At 63.4% G+C, this 19418-nt stretch carries 17 protein-coding genes; 1 reads left to right on the top strand and 16 read right to left on the bottom strand.

The window, feature by feature from the left end; all coding sequences use genetic code 11:
• Nucleotides 1-17: 17 nt before the first annotated feature.
• The 12 genes from HZ99_RS19830 to HZ99_RS19885 form a co-directional block, all read right to left on the bottom strand.
• Entirely contained in the window at nt 18-2330 is a 2313-nt protein-coding gene (locus HZ99_RS19830; RefSeq protein ID WP_038448136.1) for an MMPL family transporter, read from the bottom strand.
• Entirely contained in the window at nt 2320-3003 is a 684-nt protein-coding gene (locus HZ99_RS19835) for an outer membrane lipoprotein carrier protein LolA (RefSeq protein WP_181883195.1), read from the bottom strand. Before HZ99_RS19835 ends, HZ99_RS19830 begins: the two co-directional genes overlap by 11 nt.
• Nucleotides 2997-3425, bottom strand: a complete 429-nt coding sequence (locus HZ99_RS19840) for an acyl-CoA thioesterase (RefSeq protein ID WP_038445464.1) — start codon at nt 3423-3425, stop codon at nt 2997-2999. The genes HZ99_RS19835 and HZ99_RS19840 overlap by 7 nt, the downstream gene beginning before the upstream one ends.
• Entirely contained in the window at nt 3418-4962 is a 1545-nt protein-coding gene (locus tag HZ99_RS19845) for an HAL/PAL/TAL family ammonia-lyase (RefSeq protein WP_038445466.1), read from the bottom strand. Before HZ99_RS19845 ends, HZ99_RS19840 begins: the two co-directional genes overlap by 8 nt.
• Entirely contained in the window at nt 4943-5881 is a 939-nt protein-coding gene (locus tag HZ99_RS19850; protein WP_038445468.1) for a glycosyl transferase, read from the bottom strand. Before HZ99_RS19850 ends, HZ99_RS19845 begins: the two co-directional genes overlap by 20 nt.
• The gene (locus tag HZ99_RS19855; protein ID WP_038445470.1) at nt 5878-6612 is read right to left on the bottom strand and encodes a glycosyltransferase family 2 protein; all 735 of its coding nucleotides are present in this window, start codon (nt 6610-6612) and stop codon (nt 5878-5880) included. The genes HZ99_RS19850 and HZ99_RS19855 overlap by 4 nt, the downstream gene beginning before the upstream one ends.
• Nucleotides 6613-6680: 68 nt before the next feature.
• Entirely contained in the window at nt 6681-8351 is a 1671-nt protein-coding gene (locus tag HZ99_RS19860; RefSeq protein WP_038445472.1) for an acyl-CoA synthetase family protein, read from the bottom strand.
• Entirely contained in the window at nt 8348-8893 is a 546-nt protein-coding gene (locus tag HZ99_RS19865; RefSeq protein ID WP_038445474.1) for a membrane protein, read from the bottom strand. Before HZ99_RS19865 ends, HZ99_RS19860 begins: the two co-directional genes overlap by 4 nt.
• A complete protein-coding gene (locus HZ99_RS19870; RefSeq protein ID WP_005784088.1) occupies nt 8890-9144 on the bottom strand; it encodes an acyl carrier protein in 255 nt (84 codons plus the stop codon). Before HZ99_RS19870 ends, HZ99_RS19865 begins: the two co-directional genes overlap by 4 nt.
• A 9-nt stretch (nt 9145-9153) precedes the next feature.
• Nucleotides 9154-9423: a phosphopantetheine-binding protein gene (locus tag HZ99_RS19875; protein ID WP_038445478.1), complete on the bottom strand. Its 270-nt coding sequence runs from the start codon at nt 9421-9423 to the stop codon at nt 9154-9156.
• Nucleotides 9401-10213, bottom strand: a complete 813-nt coding sequence (locus tag HZ99_RS19880; RefSeq protein ID WP_038445480.1) for a lysophospholipid acyltransferase family protein — start codon at nt 10211-10213, stop codon at nt 9401-9403. The genes HZ99_RS19875 and HZ99_RS19880 overlap by 23 nt, the downstream gene beginning before the upstream one ends.
• The gene (locus tag HZ99_RS19885; RefSeq protein ID WP_038445482.1) at nt 10189-10908 is read right to left on the bottom strand and encodes a beta-ketoacyl synthase chain length factor; all 720 of its coding nucleotides are present in this window, start codon (nt 10906-10908) and stop codon (nt 10189-10191) included. Before HZ99_RS19885 ends, HZ99_RS19880 begins: the two co-directional genes overlap by 25 nt.
• A gap of 346 nt (nt 10909-11254) precedes the next feature.
• Here HZ99_RS19885 and HZ99_RS19890 point away from each other — a divergent pair, with 346 nt between their 5' ends.
• Complete coding sequence (locus HZ99_RS19890) at nt 11255-12025, top strand: ParA family protein (RefSeq protein WP_038445484.1); 771 nt, start codon at nt 11255-11257, stop codon at nt 12023-12025.
• Nucleotides 12026-12118: 93 nt separating this feature from the next.
• On the opposite strand, the gene trxC is transcribed toward HZ99_RS19890, so the two are convergent.
• From trxC to HZ99_RS19910, 4 genes are all read right to left on the bottom strand, one after another.
• Nucleotides 12119-12553 carry a thioredoxin TrxC gene (gene trxC / locus HZ99_RS19895; RefSeq protein WP_038445485.1) on the bottom strand — a complete coding sequence of 145 codons (435 nt, stop codon included), beginning with the start codon at nt 12551-12553 and terminating at the stop codon, nt 12119-12121.
• 75 nt (nt 12554-12628) lie between these two features.
• On the bottom strand, nt 12629-14092 hold the full coding sequence (gene selO, locus HZ99_RS19900; RefSeq protein ID WP_038445487.1) for a protein adenylyltransferase SelO: 1464 nt from the start codon (nt 14090-14092) through the stop codon (nt 12629-12631).
• A 48-nt stretch (nt 14093-14140) separates the two neighbouring features.
• Nucleotides 14141-17479, bottom strand: a complete 3339-nt coding sequence (gene mscK / locus HZ99_RS19905; protein ID WP_038445489.1) for a mechanosensitive channel MscK — start codon at nt 17477-17479, stop codon at nt 14141-14143.
• Nucleotides 17480-17549: 70 nt separating this feature from the next.
• Nucleotides 17550-19292 carry a potassium/proton antiporter gene (locus tag HZ99_RS19910; protein WP_038445491.1) on the bottom strand — a complete coding sequence of 581 codons (1743 nt, stop codon included), beginning with the start codon at nt 19290-19292 and terminating at the stop codon, nt 17550-17552.
• Between the last annotated feature and the right edge of the window lie 126 nt (nt 19293-19418).

Genomic DNA, 19418 nt, shown 5'->3' on the forward strand with positions numbered 1-19418 from the left:
AAAACAATCAGTGGGCGTCATGGCGCATGTTCCTGGCGGCCGGCCCATGGCGCCAGCATAAAGCTGAAGGCCAGGCCCAGGCTGACCGACAGGCCGAAGTTACTCACCGCCGGCGTGCTGGAGACCGCCAGCAGGCCAAACGACAGCCAGGTGGTGACAGCCGCCAGCAATGTCCCCAGCAGACTGACCGCGGCGCCGCCGATCTGTTCGCGCATGAGGATCGCATAATCGACGCTGATGGCCGTCACCAGCAGCAGGCCGAACAGGCTGAACAGGGTCAGCGGTTGCCCCAGCCAGCCGAGGCTGGCCAGGCTGCACAGGGCGGCCAGCAGTGGCAGGGCGACAATGCGCAACGCGCCACCCAGGCCAAAGGGCAGGACCAGCAGCAAGACGATCAGTACACAGGACAATAATTTCAATTCGGCGGCGCTGACCTGGGTCGCGGCAAAGACCTGGTTCAAGTCGCCAAGGCGATCCACCAGTTGCACGCCAGGCAGGTCCAAGGCCTGGATACGCAGCAGCGCCGGGTTGTTCAAGCCTTGCAGGCTGACCATCGCTGCCACGCCGCCGTCGACATTGCCCAGCCATAACAGGCGCCAGGGCTCGGCCAGCGGGCCGGCGAGGGCCGTATCGATATCTTCGGTGGGCAGCGCCTGCAACTGCGCCAGCTCCGCTTGCAGGGCGCTGGCGGGGATGCCAAGGTCCAGCAGCGGTTGCCACAGCGCCGGCAATTGCTTCAGGGCCTCGCGCACTTGCTGCTGTTCGCCGGGAGTGCTGAGCAATTGATTGAGCGCCAGGTAACCCTGGAGTTTGTCCATATGCACCAGTTGATCCAGGCGCTGGCTCAGCGCCGCCTGGCGTTCCAGCAACTGCTGTTGATTGTCCGCACGCACCAGGAAGAACTGACTGGTGGGCTGATAGCCGGTAATGCGCGCAATGGCCTGGGCTTCCTGGAGCAATTGCGCGGGTGCGCCGATCCACTGGCGAATATCGTTCTTGCTGTTCAACTGCCACAGGCCACCGGCGCAGAACAGCAGGGCCAGCACCAGCAGTGCCTGGCTTGGCAGGCGCTTTTGCAGCGACTCGCGCACCCCCAGCAAAAACTCGGCAACCCGCAGCGGCCATTGTGCCGGGCGCAGGTCCATGCCGTTGAGCAGCGCCGGCAACAGGCACACCGCTGACAAATAGGCGCCCACCAGGCCGGCGGCGGAGAATACGGCGATCTGGGTCAGCGCCGGGAACGGCGTCCAGGCCAGGGCCAGGTAGCCGATGCAACTGGTCGCCAGGCTCAGGCTCAGGCCTGGCAGGGTCAGGCGCAGGGCCGGCCAACTGCGCCAGGGTTGCAGGCTCCAGCTTTTGGACAGGTAGTGCAGCGGGTAGTCGACCGCCACACCGATGAGGCTTGCGCCCAGCACCAGGGTCATCACATGCATATGACCAAACAGCGCCACGCAAGCGGTTGCGCCAAACAGCATGCCCACCAGCACCGGGACAAAGGCCAGCAACACGCGCCAACGGCGGAATACCAGCAGCAACAGCAACAGAATGCCCACGGTTGCGCCGCCGCCGACCCAGGTCATCTCGCGGCTGGCCTGTTGTTGACCGTTGGCCGCGTACAGCAGGCCGCTGGCGGCGAGCAGTTGCACGCCGTGCTCGCTGGCCCGGTCGCGGCTGGCTTGCAGCAGGTCGGCGACGTGCAGCGGCAGTTTCATGTCAAAGGCATTGCCCAGGGTCCGCGCACGCAGCAGTACCCAGCTTTTACCGTCGGCATCGGCGATCAACGCACCGCTGCCGATATCCAACTGCACCGCGCCGTGTTGCGGCTGGCTGTTCTGGATACGCCCGGTCAGGCCCAGCCAATCGTCCTGGCTCGGTACCAGGCTGAAGCCGGTAAAGGGGTCGAACAGGGCCTGCACCCGTTGCGCGATAAATGCCTCGGGTTCGCCGATCAACTGTTCGCGGTCCTTGGCCGACAGCATGGCCAGGCGCCCTTGCAGCAATTGCTGGCGCAGGGCTGGCAGGTCGGCCTGCAGGGTCCAGGTGACCTTTTCAAACAGGCCGCTGGCCTGCCACTGCTCGCCGAGTTGTTGGGCCATATTCAGGGCTTGCTGGCGTTCGGCATGCCCCACCAGCACCAGCATCTCGCGGTTCAGCGGCTCTTGCATGCGTTGCTCGGCCGCCAGCTCCAGCGCATCCGGGGTGTTGCCCGGCACCAGTTCCATGAGGTTGGCCGACAGCGGCGCGCCCTGGCGCCATTGCCAGCCGGCCAGGGCCAGCACGGCCACCAGCAGGATCAGGAACAGGCGCGGCAACCAACGCTCACTGGGCAAAGTCATGTTGCTCCGCGGCGCTCAAGGGTTGTGTGCCGGTACTGTCTTGCATGCGCAGCAGGGTGCTGTCGCCCTGGGTTTCCCGCAGTTCGATGGTGTGTACCAACTCGCTGCCGTCGATGTTGATCTGGGTGAACACTTGCTTGAGCAGTAGCGAGCGCGGGATCAGCGTGAGTTTCCAGGCCTTGGCCTCGCCTTGCAGGTGCAGCTCGAAGTCGCGTTGCAAGCCACTGCTGTCGCCTTGCAGCACGGCAAGGAACAAGCGGTTCTGCTGGGCCCCGGCGCTTTTGTTCGGCAGGGGTTGCCAGCCGTTGGCATCGCGGCGGGCAATGCCTTGGGCGTTGATGCGGTAGTCCTGTTGCAGCGGGGTCTTCAGCAGCCAGAGCAGGCCGTGGTCCTTGGCCAGGACGAAGGTGCCTTTGCTGGTCAGCGGCTGGGGCAGGGCGCGCAGGTGTTTCTCCTGGATGAAGTTGCCGTGGATCACGCTGGGCTTGGCCAGTTGATCGCTCAGTTGTTGCAGGTCGAAGGCATAAGCCCCAAAGCTCAAAAACAACCCAACTCCTGTAGGCGCGAGCTTGCTCGCGAAAAACTTGAGAGCGCCGCGCAGTGCCAGGTGGCCCGGGTTATCGTTGACGGCCATCGCCGGCAAGCCGGCTCCTCCCGGGGTCAGCATTTCAAGGCCCTTTCGACAGCGCTGGTGAAGGCTGTGGGCGAGGCCAGTTGCATCTCGCGGCTGGCGATTTCGACGGCCACTTGCACGGTGCTGGCGCGGGTCAGGCGTTCGCCGCTGGCAAGGTCGGTGATCAGGTAGTTGACCTTCAAGCGGTTCTCCCACTCCACCAGGCTGGCGCGCACATTGAGGGTCTGGCCAAAGGTGGCGCCACGCACGTAGCGCAGTTGCAGGTCGATCACCGGCCACGCATAGCCGGATTCGAGCATCGCCGTGTAGTTGTGGCCGAGTTTGTCCAGCAGCGCGCAGCGGGCGATTTCCAGGTATTTCACGTAGTGGCCGTGCCAGACCACGTTCATCGTGTCGATGTCGAAGAAGGGCACGAGGATTTCAGTGTCGCAATGCAACACACCGGGGCTACGCATGCAGCCTCCAGTGTTGCGCGGCGATGCGTTGCAGGCACAGGCGCAGTTCGCCTTCCAGGGCGCGGTCTTCGATCACTGGCGCAAAGTCCTTGGCCAGCTCGATGTGCATCGCGGCCAGGGCCGGTGGCAGCGGCCGTGCATCCTTGGCCTGGGCGCGCAGCCACACGCCCTGGTTGGCGGCGAGCAAGGTGGCGGCGGCGACCTGTTCGGTCAGCTCCAGCACGCGGATAGCATCGCGGGCGGCGATGGTACCCATGCTGACCTTGTCCTGGTTGTGGCACTCGGTGGAGCGCGAAAACACGCTGGCCGGCATGGTGTTTTTCAAGGCTTCGGCAGTCCAGGCGCTGGTGCCGATCTGCACGGCCTTGAAGCCGTGGTTGATCATCGCGCGATCCGCCGGGGCGCCCGACAGGTTGCTTGGCAAACCGTGGTTGTAGCGCTCATCGACCAGCAGCGCCAGTTGCCGGTCGAGCAGGTCGGCGACGTTGGCCACCAGGTTCTTCAGGCTGTCCATGGCGAAGGCGATATGCCCGCCGTAGAAGTGCCCGCCGTGCAGTACACGTTCGGCCTCGGCATCGATGATCGGGTTGTCGTTGGCGCTGTTGAGCTCGACTTCGATAAACGAACGCAGCCAGTTCAGGCTGTCGGCCAGCACACCGAGGACGTGGGGCGCGCAGCGTAGCGAGTAGCGATCCTGCAGGCGGTGCAAGGGTGCGGTCGGGGCGTCGATGGCCAGGTCCTTGCGCAGCCAGGCTGCAACCTGCATCTGCCCGGGGTGCGGCTTGGCGGCGAACAGGCGCTCGTCAAAGTGTTCCGGGTTACCTTGCAGCGCCACCACGTTCAACGCGCTAATGCGCGTGGCCAGTTGCAGCAGGTAGTCGGCGCGGGCGAAGGCCAGGCAGGCCAGGCCGGTCATCACCGCGGTGCCGTTCATCAAGGCCAGGGCTTCCTTGGGCCGCAGCACCAGCGGGGTCCAGCCCAGTTCGCGGTGTACATCGCCAGCCTGGCGGCGCTCGCCCCGAAACAGCACTTCACGCTCGCCGGACAAGGTGGCGGCCACGTACGACAACGGCGTCAGATCGCCGCTGGCGCCCACCGAGCCTTCTTCCGGGATCAGCGGCAGAATGTCGTGTTCAAGGAATGCCTGCAGGCGTTCCAACAGTTCAACCCGCACCCCGGACACGCCATGGCACAGCGACTGCAAGCGCGCCGCCAGCACCGCACGGGTGGCCTGGGCGTCGAGCAACTTGCCCAGGCCACAGCCGTGAAAGGTGTACAGGTGACGCGGCAATGCCTCGACATGCTGCAACGGCACTGCCACCACGCACGAGTCGCCGTAGCCGGTGGTCACGCCGTAGATCACGCCTTCCTTGTCCAGCAGCGAATCGAGGAACTGCGCGCCCTTGGCGATGCGCTGGCGATACCCGGCATCGTCTTGCAGGCGGGTGGGCGCCTGGCGGTTGGCCAGGGCCAGCACGTCTTCGATGCGCAATGGGAGTTCGCCGAAGGTTACCGGCTCAAGCAGATGCGTCGTCATCGGTCTTCCAGAAAGGGTAAAAGTTGAACCATTGTTGGGGCGCCTGCAGGCAGAACTGGCCCAGGCGCTCGGCGTAGCGGGCGGCCCAGTGGGCAATCACCTGCTGGCGGTCGCTGCGTTTCCATTCGATCAGTTGGGCGAAGGGCTCGATGATCAGCCGGTAGCGCCCCTGGTGCTTGAGGCACATCAGCAGGTTGACCGGGCACTTGAGCAGGCCGGCCAGCAGCCATGGACCCTGGGGGAAGGCGGCGCTGTGGCCGAGAAAATCCACGCGCACCGTGCGCCCGCCATGCAGGGGGATGCGGTCGCCGGCAATCGCCAGCCATTCGCCGTCGTCCAGGCGCTGGCTGAGCAGCAGCATCACCGCCGGGTCCAGCTCGCTGACCTGGATCAGTCGCAGGTTGCTCGCCCCGGCTTCGCCCAGCAGGCGGTTGAACTGTTCGGCGTGCTTGGTGTGCACCAGCACATTCATGGTGACTTGCTCGCCCAGCTCGGCGAGGGCGCGGCACACTTCCAGGTTGCCCAGGTGCGCGCCCACCAGCATCTGCCCGCGCTCGCTGCGCAGTTGCCCACGCAGTTGGGCCGGGTCGATGATCTCGATCTGCTCCAGGCGCAGCTTGCCGTTCCACACGTCGAGCTTGTCCAGCAAGGCGTCGGCGAAGGCCATGAACTGGCTGAAGACCCGGCGGTGGCTGGGGCGAAGCTCGCCACGCCCGCTCCACTCGGCCAGGCGCTGCTGGTATTGCCAGATACTTTGGCGCGCGGCACGGCCAAACAGGAAAAAGTACAGGACGATGCCATACAGCAGTGGACTCAGCACCCGGCGCCCGAGGACTTTGGCGGCAAACGCGGTGAGTTTCATCAGCCAGAAACTGCCGCGCTCCTGGCGGTCGGCCCAGTGCCGGGTGGTCTCGCTCATGCCTGCCACCGTCGCCAGAGGATCAGCGGCGCACGCAGCAACATGCCGAAAAACAGCCGGGTGTGCATGGATGAAATCAGCACATTGTCGTGGACCAGGCGAAAGTGCGACAGGCCATCGGCCGGGTAGTGCACCTTGGTCGGCAGCCAGCGCATCGGCTGGTTGCGCCACGACAGGCGCACGAGGATGTCGGAGTCGAAATCCATGCGCTTGCCGATCCGCGCCGAGTCCATCAAAGCCAGCACCGGTGCCAGGGGGTAGAGGCGAAAGCCACACATCGAATCGCGGATCTGCAGCGACAGGCTGTTGATCCATACCCAGACGTGGGTCAGGTAGCGCGCATAGAGGCGGCCCTTGGGCACGCTGTCATCGTATTCGGGGTAGCCGCAGATCACGGCGTCGGGATGGGCGCGCGAGGCGTCGAGAAACAGCGCGACTTCGCGCAGGTCGTGCTGGCCATCGGCGTCCACTTGCAGGGCATGGGTGAAACCCAGGCGCGCGGCTTCGCGAAAACCTGCCATGACCGCTGCGCCCTTGCCTTGGTTGATGGGCAGGCTTAGCAGCGACACATTGTCCAGGCTGGCCAGTTGCGCCAGCACGGCGGCACAGGCCGGGCTGCTGCCATCGTCTACCAGCAGGCAGGGCAGGCCGCGCTCCAGCAGGCTACGCACCACAGTGGGCACGGCGGCTTCGTGGTTGTAGACCGGGATCAGGGCGCAGGGGTTATGCATGGTCGGGCTTCCCTGTGAGACCGAGCGGCCTGCATCGCAGGCAAGCCAGCTCCCACCCTTCACCCAACTTATGCATGGGAGTTCTCCAGCAGAATCCGCCCACTGGAACACGCCGCACTGTCATTGCGATAAGCGAAATACAACTTGCCCCGCTCACGATCAAAACGCAGGTGCAGTTCGATTTCGTCCCCAGGGCGTATCAGTTGCTGGAACTTGAGCACTTCCATGCCGGCAAAGGCCGGCGGCAGGTCGAGCAGTTGCTGGCCCAGATTGAACGCCCATTCCACCTGCACCACCCCCGGCAACACCGGCGTGTGGGGGAAGTGGCCGCTGAAATAGGCCAGGTCCGGCGCAATGCTCAGTTGCAGGGTCCATTCGCCATTCGCCTCGACTTGCGCCAGCACGTGTGGCGCCTTGGGGCGTGGCGCCAGCAGCAGGGCTTCGATTGCGGCCTGGGGCAGTTTGCCCTGGGGGTTGAGCGGCAACTGCCGCAACAAGCGCCAGCGGCGGGGCAGGGCCAGGGCTTCGCAGTGTTGGCTCAGGTGTTGGCGCAGGGTTTGGGTGACGCTGCGTCGGCCTTGATTGCGCAAGGCGTGCAGGCCATCGCTGCTGAGCACCACCAGGGCCCCGAGGGAGGCGCGGTTTTCCTGGATCACCCCCAGACGTGCCTCGGCGACCCAGGCATGCTCCGCCAGGGCCTGTTCGAGCATCGGCAGGGAAATGCGCTTTTCTTCCAGCTTGACGATCCGATCCAGACGCCCGAGCAGTTCAAAGCGGCCGTCGGCGTGGATCCGGGCGGCGTCGGCAGTCTGCTCGACATGCCCGGCTGGCAGGTACGGCGAAGCAATGCGCAAGGCGCCGTCGGCATCCTGAGTCAGGCGTACACCGGCAAACGGCTGCCATGGCGTGTGGCCCTGGCGCCAGGCAATGCCGCCGGTTTCCGAGCTGCCGAGGATCTCGGTCGGCCACTGTTGCAGGCGTCGGTGCAGGCTGTCGGCGGCGTCGGCGGGCAGCGCGCCACCGGAAGAGAACACGCGCTTGACCGTACTCAACGCCAGCCAGTCGAGGTTGTCGCCCATGCGTTTGAGCAGGGCCGGGCTGGTCACCCAGGCGAAATGCGGGTGCTGGCGGCTGACGCGCTGCAAGTCTTCGGGAAACGGCAGTTGCTGGCGCACAAAACCGCGCCCGGCGCACAGCGGCCACAACACGCGAAACAGCAGGCCATAGATATGCTGGGTGGCGACGCTGCCGATGATGCACGCCTGGCCCAGGTCGGCGCCCCACAGGGCTTCCAGGGCCTGCACCTCGTTGGCCAGCTGGCGCAGGGTTTTGTCGATGCGCTTGGGCTCGCCGCTGGAGCCGGAGGTACACAGGCTCAGTTGGCAGGTGTCCAGGTCGAGGGCTGCGGCAGCGAGCGGCGGTTGGTAGAGCGTATCCAGGTCGCCCGTTTCGGTCAGCCAGGCATCAACCGCAGTGGCCCAGCGTTGACGGGTCTGGGGTTGCAGGTCGGCGGGCAGCAACACACTGACCCCGGCACGCCAGGCACCGAGCAGGGCAATCGCCAGCTCGCCGGCGTCGTTCAGGTGCACGGCCAGGCGCCGGATGCCACGGGCTTGCAGCCCGGCCGCGAGGCTCAGGGCCCGTTCGCACAGCTGTGCGTGGTTCATCACAGGTTCAGTGGTGACCGAACGCAGCTCCACAGGCTCAAGCAACAGATGCTCAAGATTGACCCAATTCATACGCGGCCTCGAACCCTTTGTCGTATCAGCCATTCCACGGCAAACAACAACCCCATCAGCCCATAGGCGATCAGGCCGTTGTACAACGTCCACCAGCTCAGTGGTGCCCACAGGGTGAGCGCGGCGGCGAGCAGGCCGTTACACAAGAAAAACACACTCCATACCACCGTGACCTGGCGTGTGTACGCAATGGCCTGTTCAGGCAAGTGCGGGTCGCTCAGGCGCGCCAGGCGCTCGACCATCGGCGGGCCGTATTTCAGGCTCAGGCCGAACAGCGCCAGCATCAGGAGGCTGACCAGGCTCGGGTACCAGCGCAGCCATTGCGGGTTGTCGAACCAGGCCAGTAGCAGGCAAAACACAATCGCAACCGTGGCCATCCAGGCGTTGCCGGGGCGCCGTGCGCCGGTCAGCGCGCGCAGCAGCCAGAGGCTGGCCAGCAGCAGGCCGAATTGCCACGGTGCGAAGTGCTCCGTGCCGTAATACACCGCAAACGGATACAGCAGCCCTACCAGCAACAGGCCAAGGCCGATCAGCCGGCTCATGCGGCCGGTTGGACCAGGCGGTAGACCGCCTCGACCACGTCATTGACCGTACGCACGGCCTTGAACTCTTCGGCGGCGATTTTCTTGCCGGTCTGACGCTTGATATGGTCGATCAGGTCCACCGCATCAATGCTGTCGATTTCCAGGTCCTGGTACAGGTTGGCGTCGAGGGTGACCCGCGCCGGCTCCAGTTCAAACAGTTCCACCAGGGCGTCGCGCAGGGTGTTGAAGATATCGTCACGAGTTTGCATGGTCGGGTCTCAAGCTGCCTGTCTGGCCGTGACGAATGCCGCGAGGCTGGCCACGTTGATAAAGTGATTGCGGGTGTCCTTGGCGTCGGCATCGATCTTGATACCGTACTTTTTCTGGATCGCCAGGCCCAACTCCAGGGCGTCTACCGAATCCAGGCCCAGGCCTTCGCCGAACAGGGTTTGCTCGCTGCCGATGTCGCAGGCGTCGATGTCTTCCAGGCCCAGGGCCTCGATGATCAGGGTTTTGATGTCGTGCTCAAGGCTGTTTGGGTTGCTCATCTTCGGCGAGCTCCTTAATGAAATAGTGATGCAGGTAATCGTTGAGCTTGCGTGAGGCCTGGGGTGCGGGCCCTTGTGAGGCAAACACCTGTGGGTCTATATCGGCACCCACCTGCAAACTGAAGTGAAAGCGGCGGTGGGGGATGCGATACCAGGGCTCGGCCTTGGTCAGCGTGGTCGGGCTGACCTTGAGCACCACGGGGGTAACGAGTGTCGCACCGCGCAGGGCGATGGCGGCGGCCCCTCGATGGAAGGCCGGCGCCGCGCCTGGCACGGTGCGGGTGCCTTCGGGAAAGATAATCAGGGTCTGGCCGCCCTGCAGGGCGCCGGCGGCGGCATCGAGCATGTCGATGCTGCCGTCATTGCTGATATAGCCGGCATCGCTCACCGGGCCACGGGTGAAGGGGTTCTGCCACAGGCTTTGCTTGACCACGCAATTGGCCTGGGGCACCAGGCCGATCAGCACCACCACGTCTATCAGCGATGGGTGGTTGGCGATGATCATCTGCCCGGGGCGCCCGAGTTTTTCGGCACCTTCGATGCTGTAGGTCAGGATGCCGGCGCGGTACATCAGGTTAATAAAGAACCAGAACAACCGCCCAACGGTCAGGCGCGCACGGCGCTGGTGCTGACGCCCATCCCCGGGCAGGCAACTGAGCAGCGGAAACACCAGCAGGCGCAGGCACAAGCCGCCCAGGCCGAACAGCACGAAGCTGGCCGCCGTGGCGAACAGGCGCCAGTAGTAGGCGTCCCTGGGCTTGTCGGTCAGTGTTTGCGTTGCCAGTTCCATACTCGGTTCTTCCAGGCATGTTGGCAGGCACCCTGCTCGGTGAGCAGGGTACGCAGCAGGTTCAGGGCGTGGGGCCACTGTGTGTCGGTGGGTTGGACAGCCGCGGTATGCAGCGCCAGTTGCCATTCGTCGCCTGGGGTCAGCAGCAGGCCCAGGGCATAGGGAAACGGCACGTCGTCGATCCAGCGCGCGTAGGCGTGGGGAGGCTGTTCTTCGGCAATCACCAGCAGTACGGCCGGCGCGCCTTCGTTGAGCAGGGCCGCAGCCTCCAGCATGCCATGCTCCAGGCCGTCGCCCGCTGCCGCCAGGGCCGTCATTTCGCTGGTTTCATTGCGCAGGATCGACCACAGGCCAATCACCGCGTTGTGTACCGAGAGGCTGAACTGGGTCGGCGACAGGGGCTGGTCCGTGGCCAGGTCGCTGAGAATAGCCAGGGTGCGCGGGGTTTCTCCATGGCGCGAGACAAACACCAGCGGCAGGTCCTGCAAGCCTTCGGCCAGGGGCCAGCCGACGCTGAAGGCCATCCGGGCCAGGCGGCTCAGGCGCCGGCGCTGCATGGCCGGCAGGAACGACACATCGGGTGCGGCATCGCTTTGGGCCAGCAACACCGGGGCCTGGCACCAGTCGCGCCAGGCATCCACGCTGTCGAGCCCAGGGGCCCAGGCGCGCCATTGGGCGATGTTGAAGTTGATCACTGAGAAGATTTCCCGCCCCTGCGGGCTTCCTTGTGCTGCAAATTGCCCATGAAACCGGGACATGGCGCGATGGCCGAGTGGCGCGCATTATCCCGGTGCGGTGGGGTTCTAGCAAACTTTGGTAAAGAATTGTTCACGAGATATTACAAAATCGGCGAAAAGAATCATCGATTGTCCGCCAATGCCTACAGGGGCCGGTGTCAGGCAACTCTTTATTGGTTGGCGTAATACGAGATAGTTAGGCGGGATCGGTCTTCAGGTGCTGCAGTACAAGCTTGATCAAGGTAGCGAGCGGGCGCTTTTGCCCTCTACACTCGGGCATTCATTGATACACGGAGGTTTTTCCATGCGGCGCGTGGTGTTCAATCAAAAAGGTGGCGTTGGCAAATCCAGCATCGCCTGCAACCTGGCGGCGGTCAGCGCCAGCGAAGGCTATCGAACCCTGTTGGTGGACCTCGATGCACAGGCCAACTCGACCCAGTACCTGACGGGGCTGACGGGTGACGATATTCCCATGGGCATTGCCGATTTCTTCAAGCAGACCCTGTCATCCGGGCCGTTTTCGAAGAAAAACCAGGTGGATATCTACGAAACCCCGTTCGACAACCTGCACGTCATCACCGCCACCGCAGAGTTGGCGGACCTGCAGCCCAAGCTTGAGGCCAAGCACAAGATCAACAAGCTGCGAAAGCTGCTCGATGAGCTGGGCGAGGATTACGACCGGATTTACCTGGATACACCGCCGGCCCTGAATTTTTATGCGGTTTCCGCGCTGATCGCTGCTGATCGTGTGTTGATCCCGTTCGATTGCGACAGCTTTTCGCGCCAGGCACTGTACGGCCTGCTGGCGGAAATCGAAGAGCTCAAGGACGACCATAACGAAGGCCTTGAAGTGGAAGGCATTGTGGTCAACCAGTTCCAGGCCCGGGCGAGCCTGCCACAGCAGATGCTTGACGAGTTGATTGCCGAAGGCCTGCCGGTGCTGCCGGTGTACCTGGCCAGCTCGGTACGCATGCGCGAATCCCACCAGGAAAGCAAACCGCTGATCCACCTGGACCCGCGCCACAAGCTGACCCGACAGTTCGTGGAACTGCATAACCTGCTGGAAAACAGCTGATGCAGGAGCCGGCTTGCCGGCGATGGCGGCCGCAAGACCAGTGCAAGGCTCACGGGTCTCATTGCTGGCAAGCCAGCTCCTACAGTGAGGGAGTCATATTCCTTGGCTGCGCAACCAGCTCATCAACTGCGGCAAAGGAAACGCCCCGCTCTGGCGCGCCACTTCCCGGCCATTCTTGAACAGGATCAGGCTGGGAATCGAGCGAATCCCCAGTTGCGCCGAAAGCTGCTGGTTGGCTTCGCTGTCGAGCTTGGCCAGGCGGCACTTGCCGGCCAACTGCCCGGCTGCTTGTTCAAACACCGGTGCGAACGACTTGCACGGTCCGCACCACTCGGCCCATACGTCCACCAGTAGTGGCAAATCGCCTTTGATTTGGCTGGAATAAGCGCCCTGGTTCAATTCAAACGGTTTGCTCAGCAATACCGGCTGTTTGCAGCGCCCGCACTTCGGGGTATCACCCAGGCGTTCGTGGGGGATGCGGTTCAGGCCGTTGCAGTGTGGGCAAGGAATTACAAGAGAGTCGGACATCGCGGGCTCCGTTGGTGAGGTTGCCAATGGCTCCTAATTGGAGCCGTTGCCCAGACTTATCAAGGATCAGTGCTCTCAAGAAGAACAACTGATCTCCAAATGCTTGCCCCAATCGGGCGGCCTTTGCGCGTACTGCTCCATCCCTGGCTGTTCTTCAAATGGCCTGCTCAATACGTCATGCAGCCTTCGCACTTCACTGTAGTCGCCTGACTCGGCGGCGGTGATGGCGTTTTGTGCAAGGTAGTTGCGCAGGATGTACAGCGGGTTGACCGCGTGCATCCGTTCGCGGCGCTCTGCCTCGCTGCCATTGCCATCACGTTCAACCCGGGCCTTGTAATCGTCAGCCCAGGCATCAAAGCCTTTGAGGTCAACAAAGTCGTCGCGCAGCCGCGCCACGGCCAGTGCCGCGGGCTCATCCCCCAGGCGGCGGAAGAACAAGGTGTAGTCCACGCCGCTGTTTTGCATCAGTTGAAGCAAGTGTTCCACCAATTTCTGGTCATCGTCTTCGGCGCGGGTCAAGCCCAAGCGGCGGCGCATCAGGTCCAGGTAGTGGGCCTGGTACAGCGGCAGGTACAGGCCCAGGGTTTCACGCAGGGCCTCAACGCTGATATACGGTGTCAAGGCCTGGGCCAGGGCGCTGAGGTTCCATTGGCCAATCGGCACCTGATTGCTGAAGGAGTAGCGGCCTTCGTGATCGGAGTGGTTGCAGATGAAATGGGCGTCGAAGTCATCGAGGAAGGCAAACGGCCCGAAGTCGAAGGTAATACCCAGGATCGACATGTTGTCGGTGTTCATTACCCCGTGGCAAAAGCCATAGGCCTGCCACTTGGCGATCAGTTCGGCATTGCGCTCGACGATCTCGCGGAACATCGCCAGGTACGGCTCGGGTTGCTCCTGACATGGGGCAAAGTGCAGTTTCAGCACGTGCTCGGCCAGTTGTCGGTGCAGCTCGGTTTTCTGGGTGTAATAGAAGTACTCAAAGTGACCAAAGCGGATATGGCTGGGCGCCAGGCGCAGCACCATGGCGGCGCGCTCCTGTTTTTCACGCCAGACCGGCGTGTTGGAGCCGATCACGCACAAGGCGCGGCTGCTGGGGATGCCCAGGGCGTGCAAGGCTTCGCTGGCGAGAAACTCGCGGATCGACGAGCGCAGCACCGCGCGGCCATCGCCCATGCGCGAGTAAGGCGTTTGCCCCGCGCCCTTGAGGTGCAAGTCCCAGTGTTCGCCCGCAGTGTTGTACACCTCGCCCAGCAGCAAGCCACGACCATCTCCCAGTTGCGGGTTGTAGGAGCCAAACTGGTGCCCGGAATAGACCATCGCCCGTGGCTCGGCCTCGGCCCACAGCTTGTGGCCGCCGAACAGTTCGGCGAACACTGGCGTGTCAGCGACGGCCGGGTCGAGGTCCAGCAAGGCCATGGCGGCATTGCTCGCCACCACCAGCCGGGGTTCGTCGATGGGCTCGGGCAATACGTGGGTTGAGAAACCATCGCCCAGGCGGGCGAAGCGGTTGTCGAAGGTCAGGTCGTCGAGGGCTTTCACCGGCCATCTCCAGCAGAATGTCCGAGCATTCTGCTGGGGATAGTGCGGTTAGTCGAGTTTGGCCGGCGGCGTGGGTTGCGGCGAGCCGTCGTTGGCCGGCTTGCTCAGGGGTTCGATTTCCACCAGTTTGTATTCCTGGCCATGCAGGTTCTTCAGGTAAACCTCCATCTGCCGGAACGAAATGTTGATGCTCTGCTTCTTGAACTCACGGTTGATGAAGCGGTTGACCTCATCGAGCACCGGGTTGCGGTCGCCCAGGTCGCGCACATGCATGCGCAATTCGTGGTCGAGGGTGCTTTCGCCGAAGTTGAGGAAGTACACGTGGGGTTCCGGGTCTTTCAGTACCCGAGGGTTATCCCTGGCGGCCTTGAGCAGCAATTCCTTCACCAGGTCCAGGTCGGAGCCGTAGTCCACGCCGAGCTTGAGGGTGACCCGGGTGATGGTGTCGGTCAGCGACCAGTTGATCAACTGCCCGGTGATGAAGGTTTTGTTCGGGACAATGATGTCCTTGCGGTCGAAGTCAGTAATGGTGGTGGCACGGATGCGGATCTTGCTCACCGTGCCGGACAGGTTGCCGATGGTAATGGTGTCGCCGATCCGCACCGGGCGCTCGAACAGGATCATGATGCCGGAGATGAAGTTGGCGAAGATCTCCTGCATGCCGAAACCCAGGCCCACCGACAGCGCGGCCACCAGCCACTGCAACTTGTCCCAGCTCACCCCGAGGGTCGACAGGGTCGTTACAAAACCCACACCGGCGATCACATACGACAGCAGCGTGGTAGTGGCGTAGGCGCTGCCCTGGGCCAGGTCCAGTTTCGACAGCACCAGCACTTCCAGCAGGCCTGGCAGGTTGCGCGCCAGGGCAAAGGTGATACCGATGATGATCAGTGCGCCCAGCATGTCGCCGATACTGATGGGCACCATGCTGATGTTGGCGCCGGTGCCGCTGGTGTATTCGTAGAGGGTGATGTTGTCCAGGTAGGAAAATACCGAGATCAAGTCCGACCAGACCCAGTACAGCGCCGCGATAAAGCCGCCGAGCAAGGCCAGGCGAATCAGGCGCATGGATTGTTCGTTGACCTGCTCGATATCCAGGGTCGGTTCTTCGATCACCACTTCGCCGTCACCGGCTTCCTTGGCCGCCTGGCGCTTGGCCAGCGCCCGGGAATAGGCCAGGCGCCGTGCGGCAACGCCCAGGCCACGGACGAAGGTGGCTTCGATCACCAGCCAGAACATCAGCAGGTACAGGGTGTTGATCAGGCGGTCGCTGAGTTTGAGCGCGGTGTAGTAATAGCCAAAACACACCGCGATAAACAGCGCGATGGGCAGCGCGGTAAACGCCACGCCGACGACTTTGCGAAACAGCGAGGCTTTTTCATGGGTCGGGCTGTTGAGCAGCAGGCGGCTGAGCAGCCAAGCCATCAGCCCATAGCAGGTGAGGACCACGGCGATACCCAGCACATCATCGGCCAGGGCTGCCGGTTGATGCTCGGCGATGGACACCACGGCCACCAGCGCCAGCACCACCAGCCCCAGTTTGCGGACCCAGCCCTGGAGGAATTCGACCTGGGGTTTTTCCCAGCGGAAATGCAATTCGGCCACGCCGCCCGGCGCCAGGATGCGATAGGCGGTGTAGAACACCAGCCACGCCTGTGCGATCTGCACCAGGGCCATGCCCAGGTTGGCGTTCTGCCCGCGTGCGTCGATTTGCAGGGCGTAGCCGCACAGCGCCAGGCCGAGGGTCACGGGCAAGGCCAGCAGGATATTCACCAGGATCGCGACCGGGGTATGCCACTGGCTGTCACGTTTGAAGTGACCGATATCCAGATGGATTTTTTTCAGGCGCTCGTAGAGGCTGTTGCGCCGCCACAGCAGCGCGCCGATCAAGAGCAGCAGGGGCAGGAACAGCAGCGGGCGCTGGGCCAGGCCGTCGTACAGTTCGCTGAGGCTGGAGGCCCAGGGCAGGGTATCGACCTGTTTGCCCAGGCGGGTGGGCACGCTTTCCAGCCATTCGACATCCAGCGGTTTGTTGCTGGGGATCCAGAACATTTGCTCGTCGAGCGTCGCGCGCAGGCTGGCGGCGGTGCTGAGCAGTTGCTTCTGGTTCAGTTGCAGGGTGATGGACTCATTGAGCAGCGCGCTCAACTCCCGGCTCAGGCGTTCGAGCAGGTCGCTGCGGGTCACCGCCAGTTCCAGCAGGGTACGGCGCAGCTGTGGCGTGACCTGGTCTTCAGGCTGGTTCGCCAGCAGGTTGTCGACGTAGGTGCTCGGTGAACTGATCAGTTCGCGTTGCTGGTTGACCTCGAACTGGTACAGGCGAATGTTGGCAATATCGTCCGCCAGGTCGCGGTCGACCTTCAGGCGCGGCAAGGCCTGTTTCTGCTTGTAGAGGATCTTCGACAGCAACAGGCTGCCCTTGAGCACGTTGATCTGCTCGTCCAGGGCCGAGTCGCTCTGGGTCACGTTGTCCAGCAGTTGTTTGGTTTGCAGGTTCTGCTGGGTCAGTTCATTGAGGCGGTCAGTGCTTTTGAGCAGGTAGTCGGAGAGTTTCAGGTTGGCCGCGCTTTCCGTGGCCAGCAGGCTGCTGCCGCCGGCCTTTTGGGCTTCGATGGACTGCTGGGTCACGGTTTCCTGGGACTGGGCCAGGCGTTTCTGGTTGATCAGGGTTTGCAGGTCCTGGATTTCCTGCTCCAGGCGCGCGGTTTTTTCCACCGCCAGGTCATGCTGGCTGTTGCCCAGGTCTTGCAACTGGCTGTTGCCCGCCAGTTCCTGGCGGCGCAACGGGATCAAGGCATTGAGCGCTGCCAGTTCGGCATTCAGCAGGTTGCGCTGGTCGCCATTGAGCGGTTTGCCATTGTCCTTGCCGGCCTTGAGGATGCCGTTGATCTGCTGGATGCGCGTCTGGCTGTTGCTGATTTCGGTCTGGGCGCGCTCGGGGCGGGTCTGGGCGGCAATGCTCAGGCTGTTGGCGTCGGCCAGTTCCTTTTGCAGGTCACCTTGCTGGGTGGTGCGTTGCACCAGCAGTTGTTCGAGCTGCGGCACCGGCAGGCTGGCGTAGCGTTGGGCGACCGGGACGACCTTGCTGGCCTTGAGCCGGGCCAGTTCACGGGCGTTTTCCGTGGTCTGGCGTGGCGCATCCTGCAATTGGCGCTTGAGATCGCTCAGGCGCTGCTCGTAATCCTGTTTGTTACCCAGCAATGTCAGGGTCTGCTGCAATACGTTTTGCAGCGCCTTCATGTCGGCGTCGGGCAGTTTGCGGTCCGGCAGCTTGTCCAGGGTCTGTTGCACGCTCTCGACGCTGGGTGGGTCGGCGGCGAACACTGGGCTGACGCAGAGACTCAGGCCCAGCAGGGCGGTGGCTAAAAAGGTGCGCAGGATTGTCATAGAGACCGGTCGAACAAGGTGAAGAATAGGGGGCGCGCTGATGGCCAATGGCACGCCGTCGCCCCGCAGTTTAGAGGAAGAGTCCGGGGGCCGGGCGACTTCCTTCGGGGAATCTGACGCCGACTTTGCCGATCTTGTTCCCGTCCATCACGGCGACGGTCCAAATGGTGTTGTTCCACTCCACCTGGTCGCCGACAACCGGCGCGCCGCCGACTTTCTGGGTGATGAACTGGCCCAGGGGCATGTCCGGGTCGATGCCGTCGAGCTTGAGCCCGTACAGCGCCGACACCGCGCCCAGCTGGGCGTCGCCTTCGAGTACGAAGTCGCCGAAGAAGCGCAGGTCCAGGCCCCGTTGCGGCGCCTGGCTGAACAGCTTGCCCAGGGCCGCGAGGTTGTGTTCATGGCCGATCACGCACAGCAAATCATCGGCTTCCAGCACCGTGCTACCCGACGGATGGAGCAGCTGCTGGCCGCGAAAGAGTGCGGCAATCCGCGTGCCTTCGGGCATTTTCAGCTCGCGCAGGGCGGCGCCGATACACCATTTTTCGGCGCCCAGGCGGTAGACGAACAGCTCCCACTCGCTGGTGACGTGCACTTCCAGGGCGGCCCGGGATATGGGGGCAGGCTCGGGCGGTACCGTCACTTTCAGCAACTTGGCGACCCACGGCAGGCTGGTACCCTGCACCAGCAACGACACCAGCACGATAAAGAACGCCAGGTTGAAATACAGCTGGGCGTGGGGCAGGCCGGCCATCAGCGGGAACACCGCAAGAATGATCGGTACCGCACCGCGCAGGCCGACCCAGGCGATAAACACTTTTTCGCGGCCATGGAACGCCTTGAACGGCAACAGGCCAACCGCCACTGACAGTGGCCGCGCAAACAGGATCATCCACAGCGCCAGGCCCAGGGCCGGCAGGGCGATGGGCAGCAGGTCGTGGGGCGTGACCAGCAGCCCCAGCACCAGGAACATACCGATCTGTGCCAGCCAGGCCATGCCGTCGAGCATGTGCAGGATGCCGTGGCGGCTGCGCACCGGACGGTTGCCGATCACCAGGCCGCACAGGTACACGGCGAGGAAGCCGCTGCCGTGCAGGGCGTTGGTCAGGGCGAAGACGAACAGGCCACCGGCGATCACCAGGATCGGGTACAGGCCGTTGGCCAGGTTGATCCGGTTGACCAGTTGCAACATCAACCAGCCACCGCCCAGGCCGATAACGCCGCCAATGCCGAATTCGCGGATCAGTTGGGTCAACAGGCTCCAGTGCAGGCCGGTCTGGCCGCTGGCGAGCATGTCGATCAGGGTCACGGTGAGAAACACCGCCATGGGATCGTTACTGCCGGATTCGATCTCCAGGCTGGCGCTGACCCGTTCGTTCAGGCCCTTGCCCCCCAGCAGCGAGAACACGGCGGCGGCATCGGTGGAACCGACAATGGCGCCGATCAGCAGGCCCTGGATGAGGTTGAGGTCAAACAGCCAGGCCGCCGCCATCCCGGTGAGGCCGGTGGTTATCAATACCCCCACGGTCGCCAGCGACAGGGCTGGCCACAGTGCCACGCGAAAGCTCGCGACCCGGGTACGCAAGCCGCCATCGAGCAGGATCACGGCCAAGGCCAGGTTGCCCACCAGGTACGCGGTCGGGTAGTTATCGAAAATGATCCCGCCGCCATCGACGCCGGCGATCATGCCCACGGCCAGGATGATCACCAGGATCGGGATGCCCAGGCGGGATGAAAGAGAACTCACCAGAATGCTCGCACTTACCAGCAACGCGCCGATCAAGAACAGGCTGTTGATGGTCGTCGCATTCAAAGGCAGTACTCCGGAAATAAGGCGAGGCGCAAGCTGACCATGCAGCCTGCGTGCCAGCGATTCTAACCTGTGCAATTGCTGCACTGTCAAAAAGCTTTTCAGGTTTACACAGAACCAATGTGAGGT

Origin of the sequence: Pseudomonas fluorescens, from assembly GCF_000730425.1 — a bacterium.
GTDB classification, from domain to species: domain Bacteria; phylum Pseudomonadota; class Gammaproteobacteria; order Pseudomonadales; family Pseudomonadaceae; genus Aquipseudomonas; species Aquipseudomonas fluorescens_X.